The 22,502-nt window shown below is 33.2% G+C and carries 20 protein-coding genes; 11 read left to right on the top strand and 9 right to left on the bottom strand.

Going from position 1 to position 22,502, the window contains the following annotated elements; genetic code table 11:
- Nucleotides 1–143 precede the first annotated feature (143 nt).
- A complete protein-coding gene (locus QBK95_RS06590; protein ID WP_280931823.1) occupies nt 144–914 on the top strand; it encodes an XRE family transcriptional regulator in 771 nt (256 codons plus the stop codon).
- On the opposite strand, the gene QBK95_RS06585 is transcribed toward QBK95_RS06590, so the two are convergent.
- The 5 genes from QBK95_RS06585 to QBK95_RS06565 all read right to left on the bottom strand — a co-directional run bounded on the left by QBK95_RS06585 (nt 907) and on the right by QBK95_RS06565 (nt 9,034).
- Nucleotides 907–1,902 (bottom strand): App1 family protein phosphatidate phosphatase, encoded by a 996-nt coding sequence (locus QBK95_RS06585; RefSeq protein ID WP_280931820.1) that lies wholly within the window; start codon nt 1,900–1,902, stop codon nt 907–909. The two genes, QBK95_RS06590 and QBK95_RS06585, sit on opposite strands and share 8 nt — an antisense overlap.
- Nucleotides 1,903–1,974: 72 nt before the next feature.
- Complete coding sequence (locus QBK95_RS06580; RefSeq protein ID WP_280931818.1) at nt 1,975–4,275, bottom strand: sodium-translocating pyrophosphatase; 2,301 nt, start codon at nt 4,273–4,275, stop codon at nt 1,975–1,977.
- Between the two features lie 112 nt (nt 4,276–4,387).
- Nucleotides 4,388–4,918: an inorganic diphosphatase gene (locus tag QBK95_RS06575; RefSeq protein WP_280931815.1), complete on the bottom strand. Its 531-nt coding sequence runs from the start codon at nt 4,916–4,918 to the stop codon at nt 4,388–4,390.
- 229 nt (nt 4,919–5,147) lie between these two features.
- Nucleotides 5,148–7,646: a DUF5686 and carboxypeptidase-like regulatory domain-containing protein gene (locus tag QBK95_RS06570; RefSeq protein ID WP_280931812.1), complete on the bottom strand. Its 2,499-nt coding sequence runs from the start codon at nt 7,644–7,646 to the stop codon at nt 5,148–5,150.
- Between the two features lie 410 nt (nt 7,647–8,056).
- On the bottom strand, nt 8,057–9,034 hold the full coding sequence (locus QBK95_RS06565; RefSeq protein ID WP_280931810.1) for a pyruvate dehydrogenase complex E1 component subunit beta: 978 nt from the start codon (nt 9,032–9,034) through the stop codon (nt 8,057–8,059).
- Nucleotides 9,035–9,198: 164 nt separating this feature from the next.
- Here QBK95_RS06565 and QBK95_RS06560 point away from each other — a divergent pair, with 164 nt between their 5' ends.
- From QBK95_RS06560 to QBK95_RS06520, 9 genes are all read left to right on the top strand, one after another.
- The gene (locus tag QBK95_RS06560) at nt 9,199–9,945 is read left to right on the top strand and encodes an electron transfer flavoprotein subunit beta/FixA family protein (RefSeq protein ID WP_280931808.1); all 747 of its coding nucleotides are present in this window, start codon (nt 9,199–9,201) and stop codon (nt 9,943–9,945) included.
- 64 nt (nt 9,946–10,009) lie between these two features.
- Nucleotides 10,010–10,978, top strand: coding sequence for an electron transfer flavoprotein subunit alpha/FixB family protein (locus QBK95_RS06555; protein WP_280931806.1), 969 nt, complete (start codon nt 10,010–10,012; stop codon nt 10,976–10,978).
- Between the two features lie 85 nt (nt 10,979–11,063).
- Nucleotides 11,064–11,681, top strand: coding sequence for a bifunctional nuclease family protein (locus QBK95_RS06550; RefSeq protein WP_280932291.1), 618 nt, complete (start codon nt 11,064–11,066; stop codon nt 11,679–11,681).
- A 57-nt stretch (nt 11,682–11,738) separates the two neighbouring features.
- Entirely contained in the window at nt 11,739–13,499 is a 1,761-nt protein-coding gene (locus tag QBK95_RS06545; protein WP_280931803.1) for a NupC/NupG family nucleoside CNT transporter, read from the top strand.
- A gap of 159 nt (nt 13,500–13,658) precedes the next feature.
- Nucleotides 13,659–14,483, top strand: a complete 825-nt coding sequence (locus QBK95_RS06540) for a thymidylate synthase (protein WP_280931802.1) — start codon at nt 13,659–13,661, stop codon at nt 14,481–14,483.
- A gap of 25 nt (nt 14,484–14,508) precedes the next feature.
- Nucleotides 14,509–14,940, top strand: a complete 432-nt coding sequence (locus QBK95_RS06535; protein ID WP_280931798.1) for an energy transducer TonB — start codon at nt 14,509–14,511, stop codon at nt 14,938–14,940.
- 98 nt (nt 14,941–15,038) lie between these two features.
- On the top strand, nt 15,039–16,205 hold the full coding sequence (egtB, locus tag QBK95_RS06530) for an ergothioneine biosynthesis protein EgtB (protein ID WP_280931796.1): 1,167 nt from the start codon (nt 15,039–15,041) through the stop codon (nt 16,203–16,205).
- Between the two features lie 10 nt (nt 16,206–16,215).
- Complete coding sequence (locus tag QBK95_RS06525; RefSeq protein ID WP_280931793.1) at nt 16,216–17,190, top strand: L-histidine N(alpha)-methyltransferase; 975 nt, start codon at nt 16,216–16,218, stop codon at nt 17,188–17,190.
- Between the two features lie 30 nt (nt 17,191–17,220).
- Nucleotides 17,221–17,502, top strand: coding sequence for a DUF427 domain-containing protein (locus QBK95_RS06520; RefSeq protein ID WP_280931791.1), 282 nt, complete (start codon nt 17,221–17,223; stop codon nt 17,500–17,502).
- A gap of 38 nt (nt 17,503–17,540) precedes the next feature.
- Here QBK95_RS06520 and QBK95_RS06515 read toward each other — a convergent pair whose 3' ends face one another.
- The 4 genes from QBK95_RS06515 to QBK95_RS06500 all read right to left on the bottom strand — a co-directional run bounded on the left by QBK95_RS06515 (nt 17,541) and on the right by QBK95_RS06500 (nt 21,474).
- A complete protein-coding gene (locus QBK95_RS06515) occupies nt 17,541–18,494 on the bottom strand; it encodes an NHL repeat-containing protein (protein WP_280931789.1) in 954 nt (317 codons plus the stop codon).
- Nucleotides 18,495–18,739: 245 nt separating this feature from the next.
- The gene (locus tag QBK95_RS06510) at nt 18,740–19,060 is read right to left on the bottom strand and encodes a helix-turn-helix domain-containing protein (RefSeq protein ID WP_280931787.1); all 321 of its coding nucleotides are present in this window, start codon (nt 19,058–19,060) and stop codon (nt 18,740–18,742) included.
- A gap of 911 nt (nt 19,061–19,971) precedes the next feature.
- Nucleotides 19,972–20,268 carry an isoamylase early set domain-containing protein gene (locus tag QBK95_RS06505; protein ID WP_280931785.1) on the bottom strand — a complete coding sequence of 99 codons (297 nt, stop codon included), beginning with the start codon at nt 20,266–20,268 and terminating at the stop codon, nt 19,972–19,974.
- A 123-nt stretch (nt 20,269–20,391) separates the two neighbouring features.
- A complete protein-coding gene (locus QBK95_RS06500; protein ID WP_280931784.1) occupies nt 20,392–21,474 on the bottom strand; it encodes an aminotransferase class V-fold PLP-dependent enzyme in 1,083 nt (360 codons plus the stop codon).
- 77 nt (nt 21,475–21,551) lie between these two features.
- Between QBK95_RS06500 and QBK95_RS06495 the strand changes: the two genes are divergently transcribed.
- Nucleotides 21,552–22,496, top strand: a complete 945-nt coding sequence (locus QBK95_RS06495; RefSeq protein ID WP_280931782.1) for a dihydrofolate reductase — start codon at nt 21,552–21,554, stop codon at nt 22,494–22,496.
- Nucleotides 22,497–22,502: the final 6 nt, after the last annotated feature.

Genomic DNA, 22,502 nt, shown 5'->3' with positions numbered 1-22,502 from the left:
TTTATGGAAATATTCCAATAAAATAAAAATCAAATAGTGTTAAAATTGGAAATATTCCAAAAATTGGTATATTTGTTAAAACAATTATCCCAAATTATAGAAAGAGAATAATCTATGCTTATAAATAAATAAATCGTAGTTGTATGGATAATTTAACTAACCAAACCATTCAACGTTTTAAATCTATTCGTGAGGAAAATCATTTTACACAATCTGATTTTGCCAGAGTTTTGCATATCAAAAACTCTACTGCGGATATCGAAAGGGGAAAAACTAAAATTTCAGGAAAAGTTGTTTCTAGATTACTTCAGGAATTTGGAGTAAACCCTTTATGGTTGTTTGGTGAAAGTGATCAAAAGAAAATTCAGTTGCAAAGCGGAGATGTTGCTCCGAAAATTGTAACTGTAGATTCAGAAAACAATGAGAATATTGTTCTTGTTAATGTAAAAGCTGCTGCTGGATATCCTCATAATGTACAAGATGTGGATTGGTATCAACAATTACCAGCGTTTGATATACCGCTTCCAGAATATCGTAATGCCACCTATCGGGGGTTTCAAGTAGAAGGAGATAGTATGTTACCAGTTTTAGAACCTAAGGAATGGGTGATTGGTAAGGCTGTTAATAATCTTTCAGAACTTAGTAATAATGCTATTTATGTGGTTGTGCTTGCGGATAGTGTAGTGGTGAAAAAAGTTAAGAAAAATGAAGACGCGTCTGTTCTTACCTTAATCTCATTAAACACTGACTACTTGCCGTATACAATCCAAACGCATCAGATTGTCGAGCTGTGGGAGATCAATAGTAAATTGAGTTTTAATATTGATGCCAACTCGGATACAGCTAGTATAAGGCAATTACAAGATGCTATGGTTGCATTAACTTCTGAAGTGAGAAGCTTAAAAACTAATTAATATACCCTTTTGCTCTTGCATGTTGTTCGGCTTCATCGGATGAATGCACAAGAAGAATAGGAACAATTGTAAAGGAATTGATGATTTTAAGAATTCGTCTTTCCTTTCTCTTGTGATTTACACTTCTTAGATAAATTGCTAAAATCCTATCAGGATGATCGGTGGCAATTTCTGTGTAAATATGCGCATCTTTTTCTCCACTATCTCCAATGAGTATGAATTTTAAGTTTGGATATAATGCTAAAAGATTTAAAATTTCAGAATATTTATGAGGTGCTTTAGGCTTAGGAGTCTTGTCAAAAGGAGTTCTGAAATCTCTAAGTAAAATAGGTCCTTTTGGAAATGCATGCTTGTGAAGAAAAGCGGTTAGGTAATCATATAAATTCCAAGGGCTATTGCTAACATAAAAAATCGGATTTACTTCTTTTGTACTTTTTCCAAACCGTAGTTTTTTATAAAAATCAACCGTGCCTTCTAATGGTAATCTTTTGTCAAAATTTTTAAAAAATGTATTTGCAATTACTCTCCACTTAAAAAAGGAAGCAACACCAGTATGTAAAATGGTGTCGTCAATGTCACTTATAACTCCATATGCTGCACTTTGTTTAGGGATCAGCATTTCACCTTTAAATACATTATTATTAATGATTTGTTTTTTTTGTTTTCTGTAAAAAGAAATTATGTATGAAATCCATTCAGATTCATCTGGATTTAAATTTTCTTGAAATTCTTTATCAAAATGATAGTATCCCTCAGCATCTGTAACTGTAATAATAGGTGGTTTATTTGAAAAGGTTAATGCAACTTCGATATCTGGAATTTCATCACTTTCGAATTGCTTAAAGATATTCCACAATGTCTTTAATGTTCCTGTATTTCCATCAAAATTAAGATTCTCATCTTCTAAAGCTCTGCCAGTAGCTCTGATTCTTGTATTGGTTCCATACCCTAGATAAGAATTAATTCGTAATGGTTTTTTTCTGAACATAGAAAGTTATATAATATAAAGATAAAAAACCTCGCTAATTAGCGAGGTTTTTAATTTATTATGATTAAAAAATTATTGTATTGCCGTTTCTTTAGATTCTAGAGAATTGGATTTTAATTTTTTTACTTTTCCTTGATCTGCTGTTTCTTGCTTAGCAGTTGTAGTTGTTTCTACGTTTTGATCTGCAACGGCAGTTTCAGCTGTATGACCTCCTAAGATCGGAGCTATAACAAGTCCTATAAGACATGTTAGTTTGATAAGGATATTCATAGATGGTCCAGAAGTGTCTTTAAAAGGATCACCAACAGTATCTCCAGTCACAGCAGCTTTGTGAGCATCAGAACCTTTGTAAGTCATTTCTCCATTGATTTCTACACCAGCTTCAAATGATTTTTTAGCATTATCCCAGGCACCACCTGCATTGTTTTGAAAAATAGCCCATAATACACCACTTACAGTAACTCCAGCCATATATCCTCCTAACATTTCTGCAATTGCTAATGTATTCATTCCAAATAATAATGGAACAAATGCAATCACCAATGGGAATCCGATAGTCAATAATCCTGGTAACATCATTTCTCTTAAAGATGCTCTGGTAGATATAGCAACACACTTATCATATTCAGGTTTTCCTGTACCTTCCATAATTCCTGCAATATCTCTAAACTGACGACGTACTTCTTGTACCATTTCCATTGCTGCTTTACCAACAGCATTCATTGCTAATGCAGAAAATACTACTGGGACCATACCTCCAACAAATAACATTGCCAATACTGGTGCTTTGAAAATATTAATACCATCAATCCCAGTAAAAGTTACATAAGCTGCAAATAAAGCTAATGAAGTTAAAGCGGCGGATGCAATAGCAAACCCTTTTCCTGTTGCGGCTGTTGTATTACCTACAGAATCTAATATGTCTGTACGTTCTCTTACGATTGGTTCCTGTTCACTCATTTCTGCAATCCCACCAGCGTTATCGGATATAGGTCCAAAAGCATCTATTGCTAATTGCATTGCAGTTGTTGCCATCATTGCAGAGGCCGCTAAAGCTACACCATAAAATCCTGCGAAAGCGTACGATGCCCATATGGCACCTGCAAATAATAATACAGAAGGGAATGTCGAAATCATTCCAGTTGCTAAACCAGCAATAATATTCGTTCCAGCACCTGTACTTGATTGTTGAACAATTTTAAGAATTGGTGATTTACCTAGTCCAGTATAGTACTCAGTAACTGATGAAATTACAGCTCCAACTACTAACCCTACAAGCGTTGCGTAAAATACACGCATTGCCGAAATCTCTACAAGCCCCTCACCAAAGAATTCCATTTTCATAGTTTCTGGAAGCATCCACTTACATAGTGCAAAACAAGCTATTGCTACTAGAATAATTGATGTCCAGTTACCAATATTAAGTGCGCCCATTACTTGAGCTTCTTTAGCATCATTACTTTTAATTTTTACCAATATTGTACCAATAACAGAAATGATGATTCCTGCACCTGCAATTGCCATAGGTAATAAGATTGGTCCAATACCTCCAAAAAGATCAGAGATAGAACCTCCCATATCTTTAATTACATAATTTCCTAGTACCATAGCAGCAAGAACAGTTGCTACATAAGAACCGAATAAATCAGCACCCATACCAGCAACATCTCCAACATTGTCCCCTACATTATCAGCAATAGTTGCAGGATTACGTGGATCATCTTCAGGAATACCTGCTTCAACTTTACCTACTAGATCTGCACCTACATCTGCTGCTTTGGTGTAAATTCCTCCTCCCACACGAGCAAATAATGCAATAGATTCAGCTCCTAGAGAAAACCCCGCTAATGTTTCGAGTACAATAGTCATATCCATTGTATTGGTCCATTCTCCACCCATAAAGAAGTGAAAAAAGAATATAAAAAAGGCAGTTAAACCCAATACTGCTAAACCAGCAACACCAAGTCCCATAACGGTACCTCCTCCAAAGGATATTTTAAGAGCATTTGGTAAACTAGTACGTGCAGCTTGTGTTGTTCTTACATTTGTTTTTGTTGCTATTTTCATTCCTATATTACCAGCAAAAGCAGAGAAAATGGCTCCAAATATAAAAGCAATTACAATTAACCAGTGAGTGGTGGGTACCACAAAAGATACAATAGCAAGCAATATACTTACTATTACAACGAATATTGCAAGTAATTTATACTCTGCATTTAAGAAAGCTAAGGCTCCTTCATAGATATGATCTGAAATTTCTTTCATTTTACCGTCACCGGCATCTTGCTTCATTACCCAAGATTTTTTGACAAGCATATAAATTAGCCCCAGTAATGCCAAAACAATTGGCATATAAATCATATTTGATTCCATTAAATGTATTTTTAGTTAATTAGTCGCTAAATGTAGTAAAATAAAGCTAAAAAGAAAAAGCGCAATATTCATAAGAAAATATTGCGCTTTTATTTATTTTTTGTATAGAACTTTATTGAATACTAAACAATCCTTCTGGTTTATTTGGCATATCCTTAAAACGTTGTACACAGTCTTTGATGATTTTCTTAGCTTCATCTATATTACCCCATCCACCAACATCAACTTTTTTCTTCTCTAAGTCCTTGTATACCTGGAAAAAATGCTCTATTTCTTTTATTAAATGAGGATTCATTTCTTTAAGATCTGCCAATCTACTAGCAATTGGATCAGCTACTGGTACACAGATGATTTTTTCATCTGGACCTTTTTCGTCTGCCATATGAAATACTCCAATCGGTTTCACCTCCATTACGCAACCTGGAAATGTAGGTTCTGTAACTAAAACTAATACATCAAGTGGATCTCCATCTAATGCTAATGTTTCTGGGATAAATCCGTAATCTGCAGGATACATCATTGAAGAAAATATCATGCGATCATATCGGATCTTTTTTATATCAAAATCGTATTCATATTTATTACGACTTCCTTTTGGTATTTCGATAAGTACGTCGAAACTTTCGCGAGTTGCTGCGCTCATATTCTTATTCTCATTTTAATGGGCGGCAAAGATAAGTAATACAAGGGGTTGTGTGAAATTTATAACCAAAAATAATGGTTTTTTATGTTAAATTTTATGCGGGCCCTTAACTAAAAGGTTTTCGGAAAAGTAAATCACCTAACTTGGGTAATACAAAATTTACATAATCATAATAATTTTGTAATTCTACATCTGTTTTCTGTAATGAGTTTTTAGGATATTTAATATACTAAAAGTAGAAGCCAAATGATCCAGTAACACCAAAATTACGAGCATCAGGATTGTCAAAGTAATTTCCTCTAAAATGAAAATCAATTCTGAATATTTTAAAAATATTACCCACACCAACACTGTATTCCCAATAGATTTCATCATCTGGCGCTCCTACTGTTTGCAAAAAGCCGGAAGCATCAAGAGCTATGTTTTCATCAGACAACTCTCCCCATACCCCTCTAACGCCTACTAACTCTCTTAAATTTAGTTTTCTAAGTAAGGGGATTCTTGAGAAGATTCTTCCATTAAAATTATGTTCCATGTGCACTGCAGCATAGGTATCTGTTACAAATTCATAGAAGTTTAATAAAGGAAATGTATTTTGAATGGATAAATAAGTTTGGTTACCAGGAACAACACTTAATAAACCAAGAGGCACATCGCCAAACGTTTTTCCTAGTTCAATAGAACTGTTTAACACTCCAAAACCACCAATGTTCCATGGTTGTCTATAGAGAAATTGAATTTTTTGATACTCAAAATCACTTTCTAATATATGATCTAAACCTACAGAATAATTAAGGAATAATTGGGCAAAATCCCCATCATTAACAGTAATTCTATCGACCCCATATCCAGTAGTTTTTCTTCCAGGATAATAAGCTAATGACGTTGCAATTTCGGCTTGTTTGATTTCTGTTCTCAATACACCAGTATCTGGATCAACAAAATCTAAGCTAAATAAATTACTATCAGCTGGTTTTAATGTCCTAAATGATCCAGTTACTCCAATTGTAAAATTCTTTCTGGGTTCAATTTGCATAGAGAACGCAGATAGGTTGATAGAGGTCAATCTACTGTTATCACCAGTAGAGACAATTGAAGATGACGCTAAACTTCTTCCTTCTACATCATTGGTGTTAGTCAAACTAGCTCCTAATTGCTCTACATCTCTTCGATTTCCAGCAGAAACAATTAATCTTGATTTTCGATCTACAAGATATTTTCCAGAAAGTCCATATTTGAATTTTTTATCTTTAAATCCATAAGCACCGTACCCTTCAATTCGCCAACGGTCATTTACTGTAAAATAGGTTCTACCACCAGCTCTAATCCTAAAACCTTCAATGGCGTTGTATCCAACAGTAGAGAATAATGGACCAAAATCCCATCCATCAAAATCTACATATCCTGTAGCTAAAATAGTTCCTACATTGTATAATCGTTTAAATGCTTTTACGGTTTTAAGGGTGTCAAGAAGTTTGTATACTTTTTGTTCGTCTTTGTTTAGTTTTTCCATTCTGGCATTAGCCCAAAAAGAATCTTCACGATTATAGACATCTTGATTGTAAGGGTCTACTTGACTCTGGTAGAATTTTTTTCCTTTCTTTTGATCAAACTTGTAATTATCATAAAGGGTAGTTCTTTTACCATAAACTCCTCTTGATTTTTCTTTTTTATTTAAGGCAAAATCAGATTGAAAATAATCTTTTGTGATTAAGAAAATAGAGTCATTAAGAACATCAAACTCTTGTTCGATATATAAGTCTTTTACCCAGTTGATATTTGCACTCTTAGTGACCTCTAGATTAATTTCTTTAATTGCCCAAGTAGTATCATTTACCCAAAAATCACCTTTAAATGTTAACTCGTTCTTTCTTCTAGGGTAATAGATGATGTTATAACACCACTTATCTCCAATGTAGGCACTATCAGAAAGTACATAGTTGTATACATTGATTCCTGTTCTTGATAATGGGCTGGTAAAACTTTTGTCAAAGAATTTCAGGTAGTTGTCATAGATATCATAATCAGAGTATAAATCTTTTACAAATGCAATTAAAGTTTGGTTATCACTAAAACCAGCGTTTTTATTTCCTTGCAAAACTTCTTTAAGCTCATTGAGTTCATTGTCTCCATAGACTTTAGAAATTGCCTCATTTAAAAAGATCGGCAAATATGTTTTTCCAGTTATTCTTGAAGTGTCAATATCTTCAAAAATAAACTCCATACCATTAAAAATCCTACTGTTTACCAAAGCACTGTCAATAGTATTCAGGTCGAATTCTAATTTTTCGTATTTATCATAGTTATATTGTTTAAACTTTTTGACACCATTTTCACGCCTATTTTCCCAAATTTTCCGAAGAATATCAATAGCAGGGTTATTTTTCTTAGAGGTTTTGCCTTTATATATTACTACTTCATCTAGGGATGCAGCTTCTTCCTCTAAAGTAATTTGCATTTTATATGTGGTCCGCTGTGTAAGTGGAATCGTTTTGGTTTCAAAACCCAGAAAAGATACTTTGATGCTCGAATGATTTTGATCAGATTCCATATAGAATCTACCATTCTCATCTGTAATGGTTCCTATAGTAGAATTAACAAAAACAATGTTTGCAAATGGAATAGCTTGTTTATTACTATCGTATATATGACCACTAACTTTGGTCTGTGCAAAAATGAAAGAGCTGCTAAAAGCAAAAAATATAAACCCTAAAACCCAATATCTCATCTAATATTTTTAAATAATTGTGATCAAGCATCATTACATTAGTTAACTACTTGATTGAAATAATTCAATATGTTTAAAATCAAAAAAGGAACAATTAAGTCCTCTTTAATGATTATTACTGGTGTTAAAATGTAACGTTGTCTAATCAAATTAAACGTCGTTGTTTTATCTAAAACACATCAATACACAAATACCCTACCTGCAATACCAATATTTAAAATGCTCTTTATGGAATTTGATTCCTATGTTTTTAAAGCGAAACATTTTAAATCTATAATTTCAGTATTTCAAAGTTTTTAATAAATGTTGATGTTTTTAAACTTATATGGTTTTATCAAATTTCGAGCCAATATTTATAAGAATCGAATCAAAATTTAAAAACTATCAAACGCAAAGAAAAAAGGTTCATTTTATTTATACATCACTTTTTTGACAGCTTTAACAACATCTTCACTATTTGGTAGCCATTGTTCAAGTAATACAGGTGAGTATGGAGTAGGAGTGTCGGCTGTATTTATTTTGAGAATTGGAGCATCCAAATAATCGAATATGTTAGATTGAACTTGATATGTAATCTCAGAAGCAATATTGGCAAGAGGCCATGCTTCTTCAAGAATAATCAGTCTATTTGTTTTTTTAACAGAAGTGAAAATGGCATCGAGATCAAGAGGTCGTACTGTTCTTAAATCAATTATTTCACAGGATATATTTTCTTTAGCAAGTGTATCTGCAGCTTTATAAGCTTCTTTAATTATTTTTCCAAAAGACACAATAGTAACATCATTACCTTCTCTTTTAGTTTCTGCAACACCAAGAGGGATAGTGTATTCTCCTTCTGGAACTTCTCCTTTATCTCCATACATTTGTTCACTTTCCATGAAAATCACTGGGTCATTATCACGGATAGCAGATTTTAATAAACCTTTAGCATCTTTTGGATTAGACGGTACCACCACTTTAAGTCCAGGAGTATTTGCAAACCAATTCTCGAAAGCTTGAGAATGGGTAGCTCCCAATTGTCCTGCAGAGGCAGTAGGGCCTCTAAAAACAATAGGGATGTTAAACTGACCTCCACTCATTTGACGCATTTTTGCGGCATTATTAATAATCTGATCGATACCAACAAGAGAAAAATTGAAAGTCATATATTCTACAATAGGGCGATTGCCATTCATAGCACTACCTATTGCAATTCCAGAAAAACCTAATTCAGAAATCGGAGTGTCAATAACTCTATCGGGCCCAAACTCATCAAGCATTCCTTTACTTGCTTTATATGCTCCATTGTACTCAGCAACTTCTTCACCCATTAAGTAAATAGAATCGTCTCTTCGCATTTCTTCGCTCATTGCTTCGCAAATTGCTTCTCTGAATTGTATCGTTTTCATTTGTAAAATAATTATTTTTGTGCTACACGAAAGGCAAAAGTAGCAATTAATACCCTTTGCAGATCATTGAAAATTAAAAAATTTATTATGCACGCATAGTAAATTCGACATTTTATTTGTACTTTCGCTTTTATTATTAAATTCTCAAAAAATACCTATATAAAATGAAGATATTAGTTTGTATTAGCCATGTGCCAGACACTACTTCTAAAATTAATTTTACAGAAGGTGACACTAAGTTTGACACTAATGGAGTACAGTTTGTAATCAATCCTAATGATGAGTTTGGATTAACACGTGCTATGTGGTTTAAAGAAAAGCAAGGTGCGTCTGTAGATGTAGTGAATGTTGGAGGAGCAGAAACAGAACCAACGTTACGAAAAGCACTTGCAATTGGAGCAGATAATGCTATTAGAGTAAATACAGAAGCTACAGATGGTTTTTATGTAGCTAAACAATTAGCGAAAGTAGTACAAGATGGAGGTTATGATCTTGTAATTGCTGGTAGAGAGTCAATTGATTATAACGGAGGTATGGTGCCAGGAATGTTGGCAGCACTTACTGGAGCTAACTTTATTAATACTTGTATAGGACTAGAAGTAGAAGGAGATACTGCAACAGCTATTCGTGAGATTGATGGAGGAAAAGAAACAGCAACTACAAAATTACCATTAGTAGTTGGAGGTCAAAAAGGATTGGTAGAAGAGAGTGATCTTCGTATTCCAAATATGAGAGGAATTATGATGGCTCGTAAGAAACCACTTAATGTAGTTGAGCCAGCTGAAGCTACTCAAGAGACAAAGGCGGTTAAATTCGAAAAACCAGCTCCTAAAGGTGATGTTACTTTAGTTTCTCCAGATAATGTTGGTCAATTAGTAGAGTTACTGCATAACGAAGCTAAAGCAATCTAAATAATTTAAAGTATAAATAAGTACCTGCAATAATAGTGTAGGTTCAATATAAAAAATAGTATATATGTCAGTTTTAGTATACACAGAAAGTGAAGGAGGGAAATTTAAAAAAGCGGCCTTCGAAGTAGCATCTTATGCAAAAGAAGTTGCTACTATGCTTGGAACTACAGTTACAGCGGTTAGTGTTAATGTAGAGGATAGTAGCGAACTTGGAAATTATGGAGTAGATAAAGTATTAGAAATTAAAAACGATAAACTTTCTACTTTTAATGCAAAAGCATATGCAGATTCTTTAAAGCAAGCTGCAGAAAAAGAAGGAGCAAAAGTGGTGGTAGTAAGTTCTAGTGCTGATAGTAAGTTTTTAGCTTCTATGTTAGCCGTGCATCTTAATGCAGGATATGCTTCTAATGTGGTTGCATTGCCAGAAAATACAGCACCTTTTACTGTGAAAAGAACAGCTTTTACTAATAAAGCTTTTAATATTACAGAAATTTCAACAGATGTTAAAGTAGTAGGGTTGTCAAATAATGCGTTCGGATTAAAAGAAGCTTCTGGAGCAGCTGCAGCAGAGGGATTTGAACCATCATTATCTGATGCTGATTTTACAGTAAATGTAACATCAGTAGATAAAGCAACTGATAAAGTTTCTATTGCAGATGCAGAAGTTGTTGTTTCTGGAGGAAGAGGATTAAAAGGACCAGAGCACTGGAGTATGATAGAGGAGTTAGCGGATGTGCTTGGAGCGGCTACTGCTTGTTCTAAACCAGTAAGTGATATGGGATGGAGACCTCATAGTGAACACGTAGGACAAACTGGAAAACCAGTAGCTTCTAACCTGTATATCGCAGTGGGTATTTCTGGAGCAATTCAACACCTTGCCGGAATTAATTCTAGTAAAGTAAAAGTAGTCATCAATAATGATCCTGAAGCGCCTTTCTTTAAAGCGGCCGATTACGGAATAGTCGGAGATGCCTTTGAGGTAGTACCACAGCTTATTGAAAAATTAAAGGAATTTAAGGCTAATAACGCATAATTTTCATAAATTGTGCCCAATAAAGGGCTGTTTGAACACATGTAAAAGTCCATTTGTTCAAACAGCCTTTTTTATTGAAAATACTATGAGTTTAGTTCGTCTGAACATAAAAGGAATATCTTACAGTCAAACCCAAAATGGCGCTTACGCATTGATTTTAAGCGAAGTGGATGGAGAAAGAAAATTACCAATTGTTATTGGTGCTTTTGAAGCACAGTCGATTGCGATTGCATTAGAAAAAGAAATTAAACCTCCACGACCATTAACCCATGATCTATTTAAAAACTTTGCAGACAGATTTGATGTAATCGTTAAACAGGTTATTATACATAAACTGGTAGACGGCGTTTTTTATTCAAGTATTATTTGTGAGCGTGATAAGATTGAAGAAATTATTGATGCCAGAACCAGCGATGCTATTGCCTTAGCATTACGTTTTCAAGCACCAATATTTACTTATAAAAACATTTTGGATCAAGCAGGGATTTATCTAAAAGTAAACCCTAAAAAGGATGATGAGAATGATCCCGAAAGTTTATTGGTAGATGAATTAGTTTCTGATGAGGTTGAAATGGTTGGAAAGGAAACTAGCTACAAAGATTTATCATTAGATGAGTTGAACCGTATGCTTGAACAGGCTGTTAATAATGAGGATTATGAATTAGCTGCAAGAATCAGAGATGAAATTTCTAAGCGTGGTTAATTGTGAATACTTTAATTACTAATCCTGAATTTATATTATAATATTACTTCTATTTTTATGAAAAAAGGACTATTATCTTTCCTGTTATCATTATTCGTTTTTACTTTATTATCTGCTCAATCCATTGAGGATTCAGTTAAAGTTGATATTGGAAAACCTCATTCAAGAACTTCTTTTTGGCAGGTTTCAGAGTATACATCCTATTTTAATTATCCAGATAGTATTTCAGGAAGTAAAGAGTTTATTAAAGGAAAAGATTTTTTTGAATTAAAAAATGATGGATCTTACAGTTCTTTAGTAAGCAAAGCATTTACGAGTGGTTATTGGATTCAAAATAACAATTTAATCGTTTTAAAACAGAAAGTTCCTAAAGTTGTTGATGTGTATTATGAAGTTATTGATGAATCTTCAAACACTATAAGGCTTAAAAAAGGAAATGAGGTAATTTCTTTAATCTCTAAATCACATCCTTCTTATATTGAACTAGCCAGTGCTAAGGATGAGATTATTCCTAGTCAGGGATTTTCTTTTTCCAGTTTTTGGAGAGGGGTTTTGGGAATGATTGTGTTATTGTTAATAGCATATCTTTTTAGTAGTAATAGAAAAGCCATTAACTGGAAAACTGCTGGTATAGGTCTTGGCGCTCAATTACTTTTAGCTTTTGGAGTACTTAAGGTAGGTTTTGTACAATCTGGTTTTGAGTTTGTGGGGAGTATTTTTGTGGCGATACTTAATTATACAGTAGCTGGAAGTGAGTTTTTATTAGGAGGTATTATGGATGTTAATTCATATGGTTTCATATTTATTTTTCAAGTATTACCAACTATTATCTTCTTTTCGGCATTAACATCATTGCTTTTTTATCTTGGAATAATCCAGAAAATAGTGAAACTGCTTGCTTGGGTTCTTACGAAATTATTGAGAATTTCTGGAGCAGAAAGCCTTAGTGTGGCGGGAAATATTTTTTTAGGACAAACAGAAGCCCCCTTAATGATAAAGGCATATTTAGAGCGAATGAATCGTTCGGAAATATTATTAGTTATGGTAGGAGGAATGGCTACGGTTGCTGGAGGTGTGTTAGCTGCTTATATTGGTTTTTTAGGAGGTGATGATGAGGCTTTAAAATTGGTTTTTGCTAAGCATTTATTAGCTGCTTCGGTTATGGCAGCACCTGGAGCTGTCGTGATTTCTAAAATTTTATATCCTCAAACAGAGAAGTTTGATTCAAATATAGAAGTAACACAAGATAAAATTGGCTCTAATGTGTTGGATGCTATTTCTAATGGAACTACTGAAGGGCTAAAACTAGCGGCAAATGTAGGAGCTATGTTGTTAGTTTTTGTGGCATTAATCGCAATGCTTAATGGAATTTTAGGATGGGTTGGAGAAGTAACGACCTTAAGTTCTTTTATTGCCGAGAATACTCCCTATGATAGATTCTCTTTAGAATCTATTCTGGGAACTGTGTTTGCTCCTTTGATGTGGTTAATTGGTGTTGCTAAGGAAGATATGATGTTGATGGGGCAGTTATTAGGGATCAAATTGGCAGCCAGTGAGTTTGTTGGTTATATACAATTAGCAGATTTAAAGAATGCGGCAAACCCTCTACATTTAACCTATAATAAATCCGTTATCATGGCTACGTATATGTTGTGTGGATTTGCAAATTTCGCATCGATTGGGATTCAGATTGGAGGAATAGGTTCTCTTGCTCCAGGACAAAGAAAAACCTTGTCAGAATTTGGAATGAAAGCGTTAATCGGAGGAACTATAGCTTCATTATTATCGGCAACTATCGCTGGAATGATTATAGGATAAATGATTGACATTTTTATTGTCAAAAACGTGATTTTATAATCGGATTTACAACTATTTCATAATCTACATATTAAACAATATCCCGAAACCTATTTTTTGTATATTTGACAAGTATTAATATAATTTTAACAAATCCAAAAATAAAGTTAGTAAAGGAATATGAAGCAATATCTTGATTTAGTACGTCATGTACTAGAAAATGGTAATGAAAAAGGAGATAGAACAGGAACAGGAACTAAAAGTGTTTTTGGTTATCAAATGCGCTTTGATCTTAGTGAAGGATTCCCTATGGTTACAACCAAGAAGCTACATCTTAAATCAATTATTTATGAATTATTATGGTTTCTGAATGGTGATACTAATATTAAATATCTTCAGGAAAATGGAGTGCGTATTTGGAATGAATGGGCAGATGAGCAAGGAGATCTTGGTCCAGTATATGGTCATCAATGGCGCAATTGGAACGGCGATGAAATTGATCAGATAAAGGAGATCGTTGATGCACTTAAGGATAACCCTAATAGTAGACGAATGTTGGTGTCTGCATGGAATCCAAGTGTGTTGCCAGATACTTCAAAATCTTTTTCAGAGAATGTAGCTGATGGTAAAGCTGCCTTGCCACCTTGTCACGCTTTTTTTCAATTTTATGTTGCTGATGGGAAGCTTTCTTGTCAGTTGTATCAAAGAAGTGCAGATATATTTTTAGGGGTGCCTTTTAATATAGCTTCTTATGCTTTATTTACAATGATGATGGCGCAGGTATGTGGGTATGAAGCAGGGGAATTTATACATACTTTTGGTGATGCACACATATATAATAATCATATGGAACAATTAGAATTACAATTGTCGAGAACTCCTAAAAAATTACCAAGAATTAAGATCAATCCAGAGGTGAAAAATATTTTTGGCTTCGTTTTTGATGATTTCACATTGGAAGACTATAATCCGCATCCTCATATTAAAGGTGCAGTTGCAGTTTAACCCCCAAATTTTAAACTGAATTATTATGAAAAAAACATTACTAATTATAACCATTTTATGTTCTGCTTTCTCTTTCGCTCAGGACAATATAATTTTGTCTCAGGAGAACGCAAATGAAAAGGGAATTACTCCTTTATGGCCAAAATGTGACAGATCCAGACAGACACCAGTTAAGTGTTTTGATAATAACTTGCGCAACCATATTATAAGAAATTTTAGATATCCTGAAATTGCGGAAAAAGATGGATTGACAGGTACAGTAATTGTGGAGTTTGTTATAAATAAAAAAGGTAAAGCTGAGGTAATTGAAGTAACAGGAGCTCATAGATATTTACAGAGAGAAGCAGTTAGAATCATACGTACTATACCTAAAATGAAACCAGGTAAATGGGGTGAAAAACCAATTGCCATTGCTTATTCGGTGCCTATTACTTTTAGAAAACCAAATCAGGAATAGTATATATTTAACATCGGATTAACTGTATCGTAAGGCAGGAACAAAATAAAAATCATTAAATTTGAGTGTATTCGTAAACCCGAATACACTTTTTTTTTATGGTAATTACTGATAATCTACTTTCTTCTTTATTACAGACCAGATCACATTCAGAGGAACTTTGTGCACCACTTCAGATTGAAGACTATGTGGTTCAACCTATTGTTGATGTTTCACCGCCAAAGTGGCATTTGGGGCATACAACGTGGTTTTTTGAGGAATTTATTCTAATAAAATTTAAAAAAGAATATACTCGTTTTAACAATGACTTTGCATACGTTTTTAATAGTTATTACGAAAGCATGGGAGCGCGAGTAATACGAACAAACAGAGGTAATCTTTCCAGGCCGACAGTTAGTGAAGTGTATGATTATCGGGATTATGTAACATCTAATTTGCAATCTTTATTAGAAGACAGTAACGACCTAGAAGTAAGGAAACTTATAGAGATAGGAATTCATCACGAGAAGCAGCATCAGGAATTATTGCTTACAGATATTAAGTTTATTCTAGGAAATAATCCACTCTTGCCAAAGTATAATGATACCTTTAATGAAAACCCTTTAGTTACCCCAACTTCGGAGTATATTCTGATGGATGAAGGTCTGTATGAAATCGGTTATAAAGGAGATGATTTTTGTTATGATAACGAGTTAGGTGTTCATAATGTATTTCTTCAAAAGTATAGTATAGCTAAGTCTTTGGTTACAAATAAAGAATACATTGACTTTATTAATGATAATGGTTATAAGGATAGTCTTTTATGGCATGCTGAAGCGTGGGATTGGATAAATTCTAATGCTATAGAAACGCCATTATACTGGCATAAACTTGACGGTGAATACAAACAGTATACATTAACAGGGTTAAAAAGCTTAGATCTTAATGTGCCTTTAACCCATATTTCATATTATGAAGCTTTCGCTTTCGCTCAATGGAAAGGAGAACGTTTACCTACAGAATTTGAATGGGAGGCGGCTCAACAATATTTTGATTGGGGAACAAGATGGGAATGGACAGAAAGTGCTTATTTACCATATCCAAATTATGCAAAAGCTCCTGGAGCTCTTGGTGAATATAATGGGAAATTTATGGTAAACCAAAAAGTACTTAGAGGAGGATCTGTAGCTACACCAAATAATCATACAAGACCAACATATCGAAATTTTTTCCACCCGCAATTGAGATGGCAATTTAATGGATTGCGATTGGTAAAAAATACATAACCCCTTTTACATGAGTTCAAAAGATCAAAACGTATTAGTTTGCACATTTGGTAAAGAAGTGCATGAAGGTTTAACAGCTTTCCCGAAATATTTATCTTCTAAATTCTTCTATGATGAAGTGGGAGACAAGCTTTTTCAGAAAATCATGGCTTTACCAGAATATTATCTTACCGATGCAGAATATGATATTTTTCAATTACATAAAATAGATATCCTTCAAAGCTTTGATGCTAATAAAGATGGTTTCGACCTTATCGAGTTAGGTGCAGGTGATGGTAAGAAAACCAAAGTTCTGTTAAATGAATTACTTGATCAAGGGTATCCTGTTACATATCATCCTATAGATATTAGTGAAAATGCCGTTGATGGATTGGTTGAAAATCTTACTAAAGAATTACCTGATCTTAATGTGCAAGGTCAAATAGGTGAATATTTTGAAGTATTAGATAGGTTGCAGCATATCAGTAATCGTAAAAAAGTGATTATGGTTTTGGGATCAAACATTGGTAATCTGCTTCATCCTAGAGCTATTCAGTTTCTGAAAAAATTGAATGCTGTGATGCATAAGGATGATCTTATTTTTATGGGCTTTGATCAAAAGAAACATCCGCAGAAAGTTTTGGATGCTTATAACGACAAATCAGGTGTAACTGCAGCGTTTAATAAGAATGTTTTAGCAAGAATTAATAAAGAGCTTGGAGGTAATTTTGATCTTGACGGTTTTATTCACTGGGAAGTATATGATCCGGAAAGTGGTACCGCTAAAAGTTATCTCGTAAGTACAAAAAAACAAACGGTAGATATCGATTGTTTGTCTTTACAAGTCCACTTTGAGGCTTGGGAGAGTATTCATACGGAGATCTCGCAGAAATATGATGATGATACAGTTAAGTGGCTTGCAAATGAATCAGGGTTGACTATTACACAATCTTTTACAGATGCAAACCAATATTACAAAAACTATATATTTAAAAAATCAGAATAATTTTTTTGATTTTTATAAAAAATAATAATTATGAAAGCAATTTGGAATAATCAGGTCATTGCAGAAAGCAATGAAACAAAAGTGATAGAGAATAATCACTATTTCCCACCAGAATCTATTAAACAGGAATTTTTTAAGTCTAGTGAAACTCATACTAAATGTCCTTGGAAAGGAGTTGCATCGTATTATACTGTATCAGTAGATGGTAATGAAAATAAAGATGCGGCATGGTATTATCCAGAAACAAGTGATCTTGCAAAACAGATAAAAGGTTATGTCGCTTTTTGGAAAGGTATTGAAGTTGTAGAATAATTACTACTACAACCTCAATATCGATTTCCTTTAAGTACTCAATGTCTCTCTAGTTTTAAAACACGTATTACAGTTGGAGATAGTTCGTTTGCGTTTCCTGAATTAGCTACACAGTTAATATATATTTTTCTACCATCTGGACTAAATGCAAGATCATTAGGAGTTCTCAATCCTGAAGTTAAAGCATCACCATCGGTGTTTTCTGAATTTCCGTTCCCAGCTATGACTTCCACGGATTGTCCATCCAAGCTTACCCTGAAAATTTGCCCTAAAGAAGCAGCAGTGAGATATAGTTGACCTCTAAATGACGTGATATGTGCATTTCCCGTAGAGTTTGGGATTTCTGCTAATATGGAAACGTTTCCAGTAGAGGTTACTTCCAGTACATTGCCGTCGTTAAAGTTTACTACATAAAGATTACCAGTATCTTTTACCCAAGTTATTCCATTCGCGCATTTAAAGCTCTCGCTACTAGCGAGTAAAGTTGCTTCTCCATTTTGTGTAAACTTTGTAATAGTTCCGTTGGAACAACTTAATACGTAAATATTTCCTTTCCTGTCTATTGTTATTCCTGTTGGTAATGAAACTTCTTCCGTAAAAAGTTCAGTAGTACCTTGTCGATCTATTTTAAAGACTTTACTGGATAAAAAATTTGATTGGTATAAATTGCCTTGCCTATCAAAATGATTACCAGTAAGGCCTGAAGGTTCAAGACTGGCAAATAGCTCAACTGATCCATTATTTGGATTTATTTTAAAGATATCAGATCCATTGATATTAGCTAAACCTACACCAAAATCTGCTGCATAAATGTTTCCTTGACGATCTACATCAAGTCCGCCAGTACCAATTGGTAATGTAGTGAGCGTAGATAAAGTAAACTTAAATGGTGGCGGGAAAGAGTCGTCATCAGAAAATATAAAATCATCATATCCACAAGAAGAAAAAGAGAATAAAGCAATTAAAAGTAGCGTATAAAAAGTTTTCATCATAATACAGTTTTTTAGTTTTAGAAAAATGTTTTGTTAGAGGTACCCAGAACAAATGAAGATAAATTTCAGAGAAAGCAGGTTACATTTTAGAGGGCTTTTTGTTTCCCGACAAAGGTTTACAGAATGATCTGTTTTTTGCGCTCGATTAGAAAGCTAATAAGGTATATTATCAATATCAAAAGTATACCTATAAAGGAAACAGGTCTTAATTTTCTTATGAAATTATGATGAATTAGAAATATTACTTAATCTAGAACTTCTCTTTTTAAGCGGTTAAGAGATCGATATTCTGATGGCGTGATTTCGGAAATCTTTCTGAAAGCTTTATAGAATGATACCCTATTATTGAAACCACATGAATATAATATTTCATTTATAGTTAGGTGATCATTTTTGATGATCATTTTTTTAGCTTCTTCAACTCTGTACTGATTAACAAAATCAAAAAAACTGAGATCAAACTGCTCATTTATAACTTGAGACATATGATGTCTTGAAAGAGTGAACTTCTGTGCTAAATCATCTAGTCTTAATTCGTGGTTTAAGTACGGTTTATCTTGCTCCATGAATTCTGTTAATTTAGATTTTATTTCAGTTGAATGATTTTTGGTAAGTCCAGTTTTTCTATATTTTCTGAAAGGGATGATTTTGTTTACAGATACCCCATCAAATATAGTAGGTTGAAGAAAACAAAAGTAAGAAAGTAGCATGGTAAAAAACATCATGGAAAAACCAATAAAGTAATCAGAACCTCTGTCAAGAATATTAAAATAAACTAAGATAAAGTAAGAGGAAAAGGATATTACATAACCTAAAAAAGAAAAACTTAACAACTGCAACCACCTTAAATTATTTAAGCTTCTAATTTTTTGTGTAAACGAAAAAAACAAAAGCCCGCAATAAAATAACATTAAAGCGATAATGATCTTGATCACATAAGGAGAGTAGAGATAGGTATATGATAATAATCTATCATTTTTTAAAATATCGATTTTATCCTGTGTTGAAAGAAAAGAAAATGGGCTATATGAAATTAAAACATATAATAGTGGTATAAAATGAATAATGTCTGAAATTTTGAATTTATGTGCATATAGGATTCTTTTTGTATAAAAATATAGTACAGGGCCGTATAAAACCCATGGGATTTTATTAGTGAAAATTAGATGAATATATGGTGTGGAGTATAAGAGTTTAGACCAGTACAAAGTGTTGTATACCATGTTGTAGGAGAACAACAGTATGTATATGCCGAATAAGATATTTGCAGTCCTATCTCCTTTCTTTTTTATGAAAAATAGCATTGCAAAAATGAAAGCTTGAAAAGCAAAAAATAAAAATATAGTTTCAAGAAAATTCATTTCTAAAACTAATATTTTTAATTCATATTATATAAATAAAAAATGCTGAATTCGTTAGGAAGATATATTGAGATTGTAGAATAATAACTACAATCTCAATATAAATCTTTGTTTTATTATAATACTAATAGACTGTTTTCTCCAGAAGCAAAATCATTCCATTGATATCCATCTGCTTCAGACTCATTGGTCCACTGCCCATCTACAACATATTTAAATTCAAACTTTTGATCTTTAGGAAGGTTCAAAGTCCCTTTAAAAATGCCATTTTTTAATTTTTTGAGCACAGTTGCTTCTGTATTCCACTCATTAAATTCTCCTGCGACACTAACAGAAACAGCTTCTTTTGCAGGTACTGAAAAAGTTACTTTGCAGATAGGTTTTGATTTTAAGTATTGCTTTGATATCGCCATAATTTTAGATTGTAATTAGTTTTTGGTTAATAAAATTTAGGTGAAATTAGTACAAAACAGATGAACTAAAAAGAGCAAATGGTCAGATTTCCAATAATTTAATCAACATTTAACAATTAGATATTAACGATAACGATGTAGTGTGTCAAGTAGTTTTGTAACTTCATCTTTTGTGTTGTAAAAATGAGCGCTTATTCTAACTCCATTGCCTCTAAGAGAGGTAATAATATTTTTTTCTTGTAGTACTTTATGTAATTTTTGGTCTCCTTTTATGCAAAATATCGAACTATGATTTTTTCTTGAAACAACATCTTTTTCTAATAGGTCTAGATTTGTTAATTCAGTTTTAATATACTCGGTCAACGTTGTAATTTTTTCTTCGATTTTTACTAGTCCAATATTGGATAGAAATCGTAGAGAATATTGTAAACTCCCAAAGTTCAAAGTATCCAAATGACCACATTCATATCTGGCTCTTATACTAGTATATGAAGCGTCATAATTAGTTTCAGAAGCTGATTTTTTATAAGTATTGGGTGTGATTTGATCAAGAATACCTTCTTTAAATAATATAAACCCATTACCGTATCCTCCTAATAACCATTTATAACCGCTACATCCTAGGATATCAACCCCAGATGAATCAAAATCGAAAACTCTGGTTCCACAAAATTGCGTGCCATCGGCAATTAGTAAAAGATTAGGATGTTTTAGTTTTATCTTTTGGAGAAAATCCAGGTCAATAGCAATACCATTAATATATTGTACTAAGCTAAAAGCAAAAATATCAGGTGTATGTTTAGTTATAGCTTCTTCAATATTTTGCTCTAATGTGCCATTTACTTCAGCATAACAAACGTTAAATCCTTTATTGGTTACTGCAAAATTTATTGAAGGATAATCTTCGTTCAACAGAAGAATCTTTTTGTTTTTTTCCAACCCATTAAGAATAGTGTTGAATCCTAAAGAAAAATTAGGAGTTAACACCGTATTTTGCGAATTACACCCAAAAAATTTTCCAATCGATTTTCTAACAGTGTTTAGAAATTTTTCTTGATCATCCCGAAACATGCTTCCACCAATGAGAAAATCAAGATCATGTTCTTGCTTAAACTCTAATAAGGAGTCATATAATAATCCAGAGGATGCGGTGTTGAGATAAGTGTTTTGAGATAGTACGGGAAATTCTTTTCTTAAATTCTTCATAAGTTATTTTAGGGCTTTTTAGCAAAACCTTTATATTTACTTGGATATTAATCAAGCATTACTAAGGTACTATTAAAATGTTTTCAAAAAGAAAAGAAGCTCCACAAATTGATCCAGTACAACGTGAATTGTATGAACATGCGCGTAAACGAATTGTACAAAAGAAAAGATTATTTCAACATTTCATTATTTTTTTAGTTGGCTCTATTTTTTTGGTTATTCTTAATTTACTAATAGGTGTTGGTAAAGAAATTACTTTCTTCGGGACTAATTGGTACGTAGCCGCGATTGTTTGTTGGGCATTTTTACTGGTACTACATTTCTGCAATGTATGGTTGTTTCATAAGTTTATGGGAACAGAATGGACCAGCAATCAAATGGAACGTCTGATAGCCAAACAAAAAGCAGAAATAGCATTAATCCAAAAGGATGTAGACCTTATGTATCCCAAAGATGATCTTATTAAGAAGAAAGAAGAATTCATTAAAAAACAACAACCCAAAGCTGTTGAAGAAAGGGTAAAACCTAAATTAGATCGTAAGATAACTATGATTGCTGCAGCTGGAGAAAATAATGCTTTGGGAAAAGATAATGACCTTGTATGGCATTTACCAGATGATTTTAAACGTTTTAAAGAGTTGACCACTGGTCATCATATTATCATGGGAAGAAAGACTTTTGAATCATTCCCAAAACCACTGCCAAATCGTGTTCATGTGGTAATTACCAGAAATGAAAATTATAATCCAGAAGGAGCTGTTGTGGTTCATTCTATGGATGAAGCGTTGGAAATAGCAAAAGATGATCCGCAACCTTTTATTATTGGTGGAGGAGAGATTTATAAAATTGGGATGGAATATGCTAATTATATCGAACTGACTAGAGTACATGGAACGTTTGAAGCGGATACTTTTTTCCCAGAAATAGATCCTGATGCTTGGATTGTAGAGAATAAAGAACTTCATGGCGCAGATGAGCGACATGAGTTTGGCTTTACATATTTGACATATAAGAAGAAGTAAGTTTAT

Source organism: Aquimarina mycalae, assembly GCF_029906345.1.
GTDB lineage: Bacteria > Bacteroidota > Bacteroidia > Flavobacteriales > Flavobacteriaceae > Aquimarina.
The sequence above is the reverse complement of the archived record's forward strand: the minus strand, read 5'-3'. Positions and strand labels throughout refer to the sequence as shown.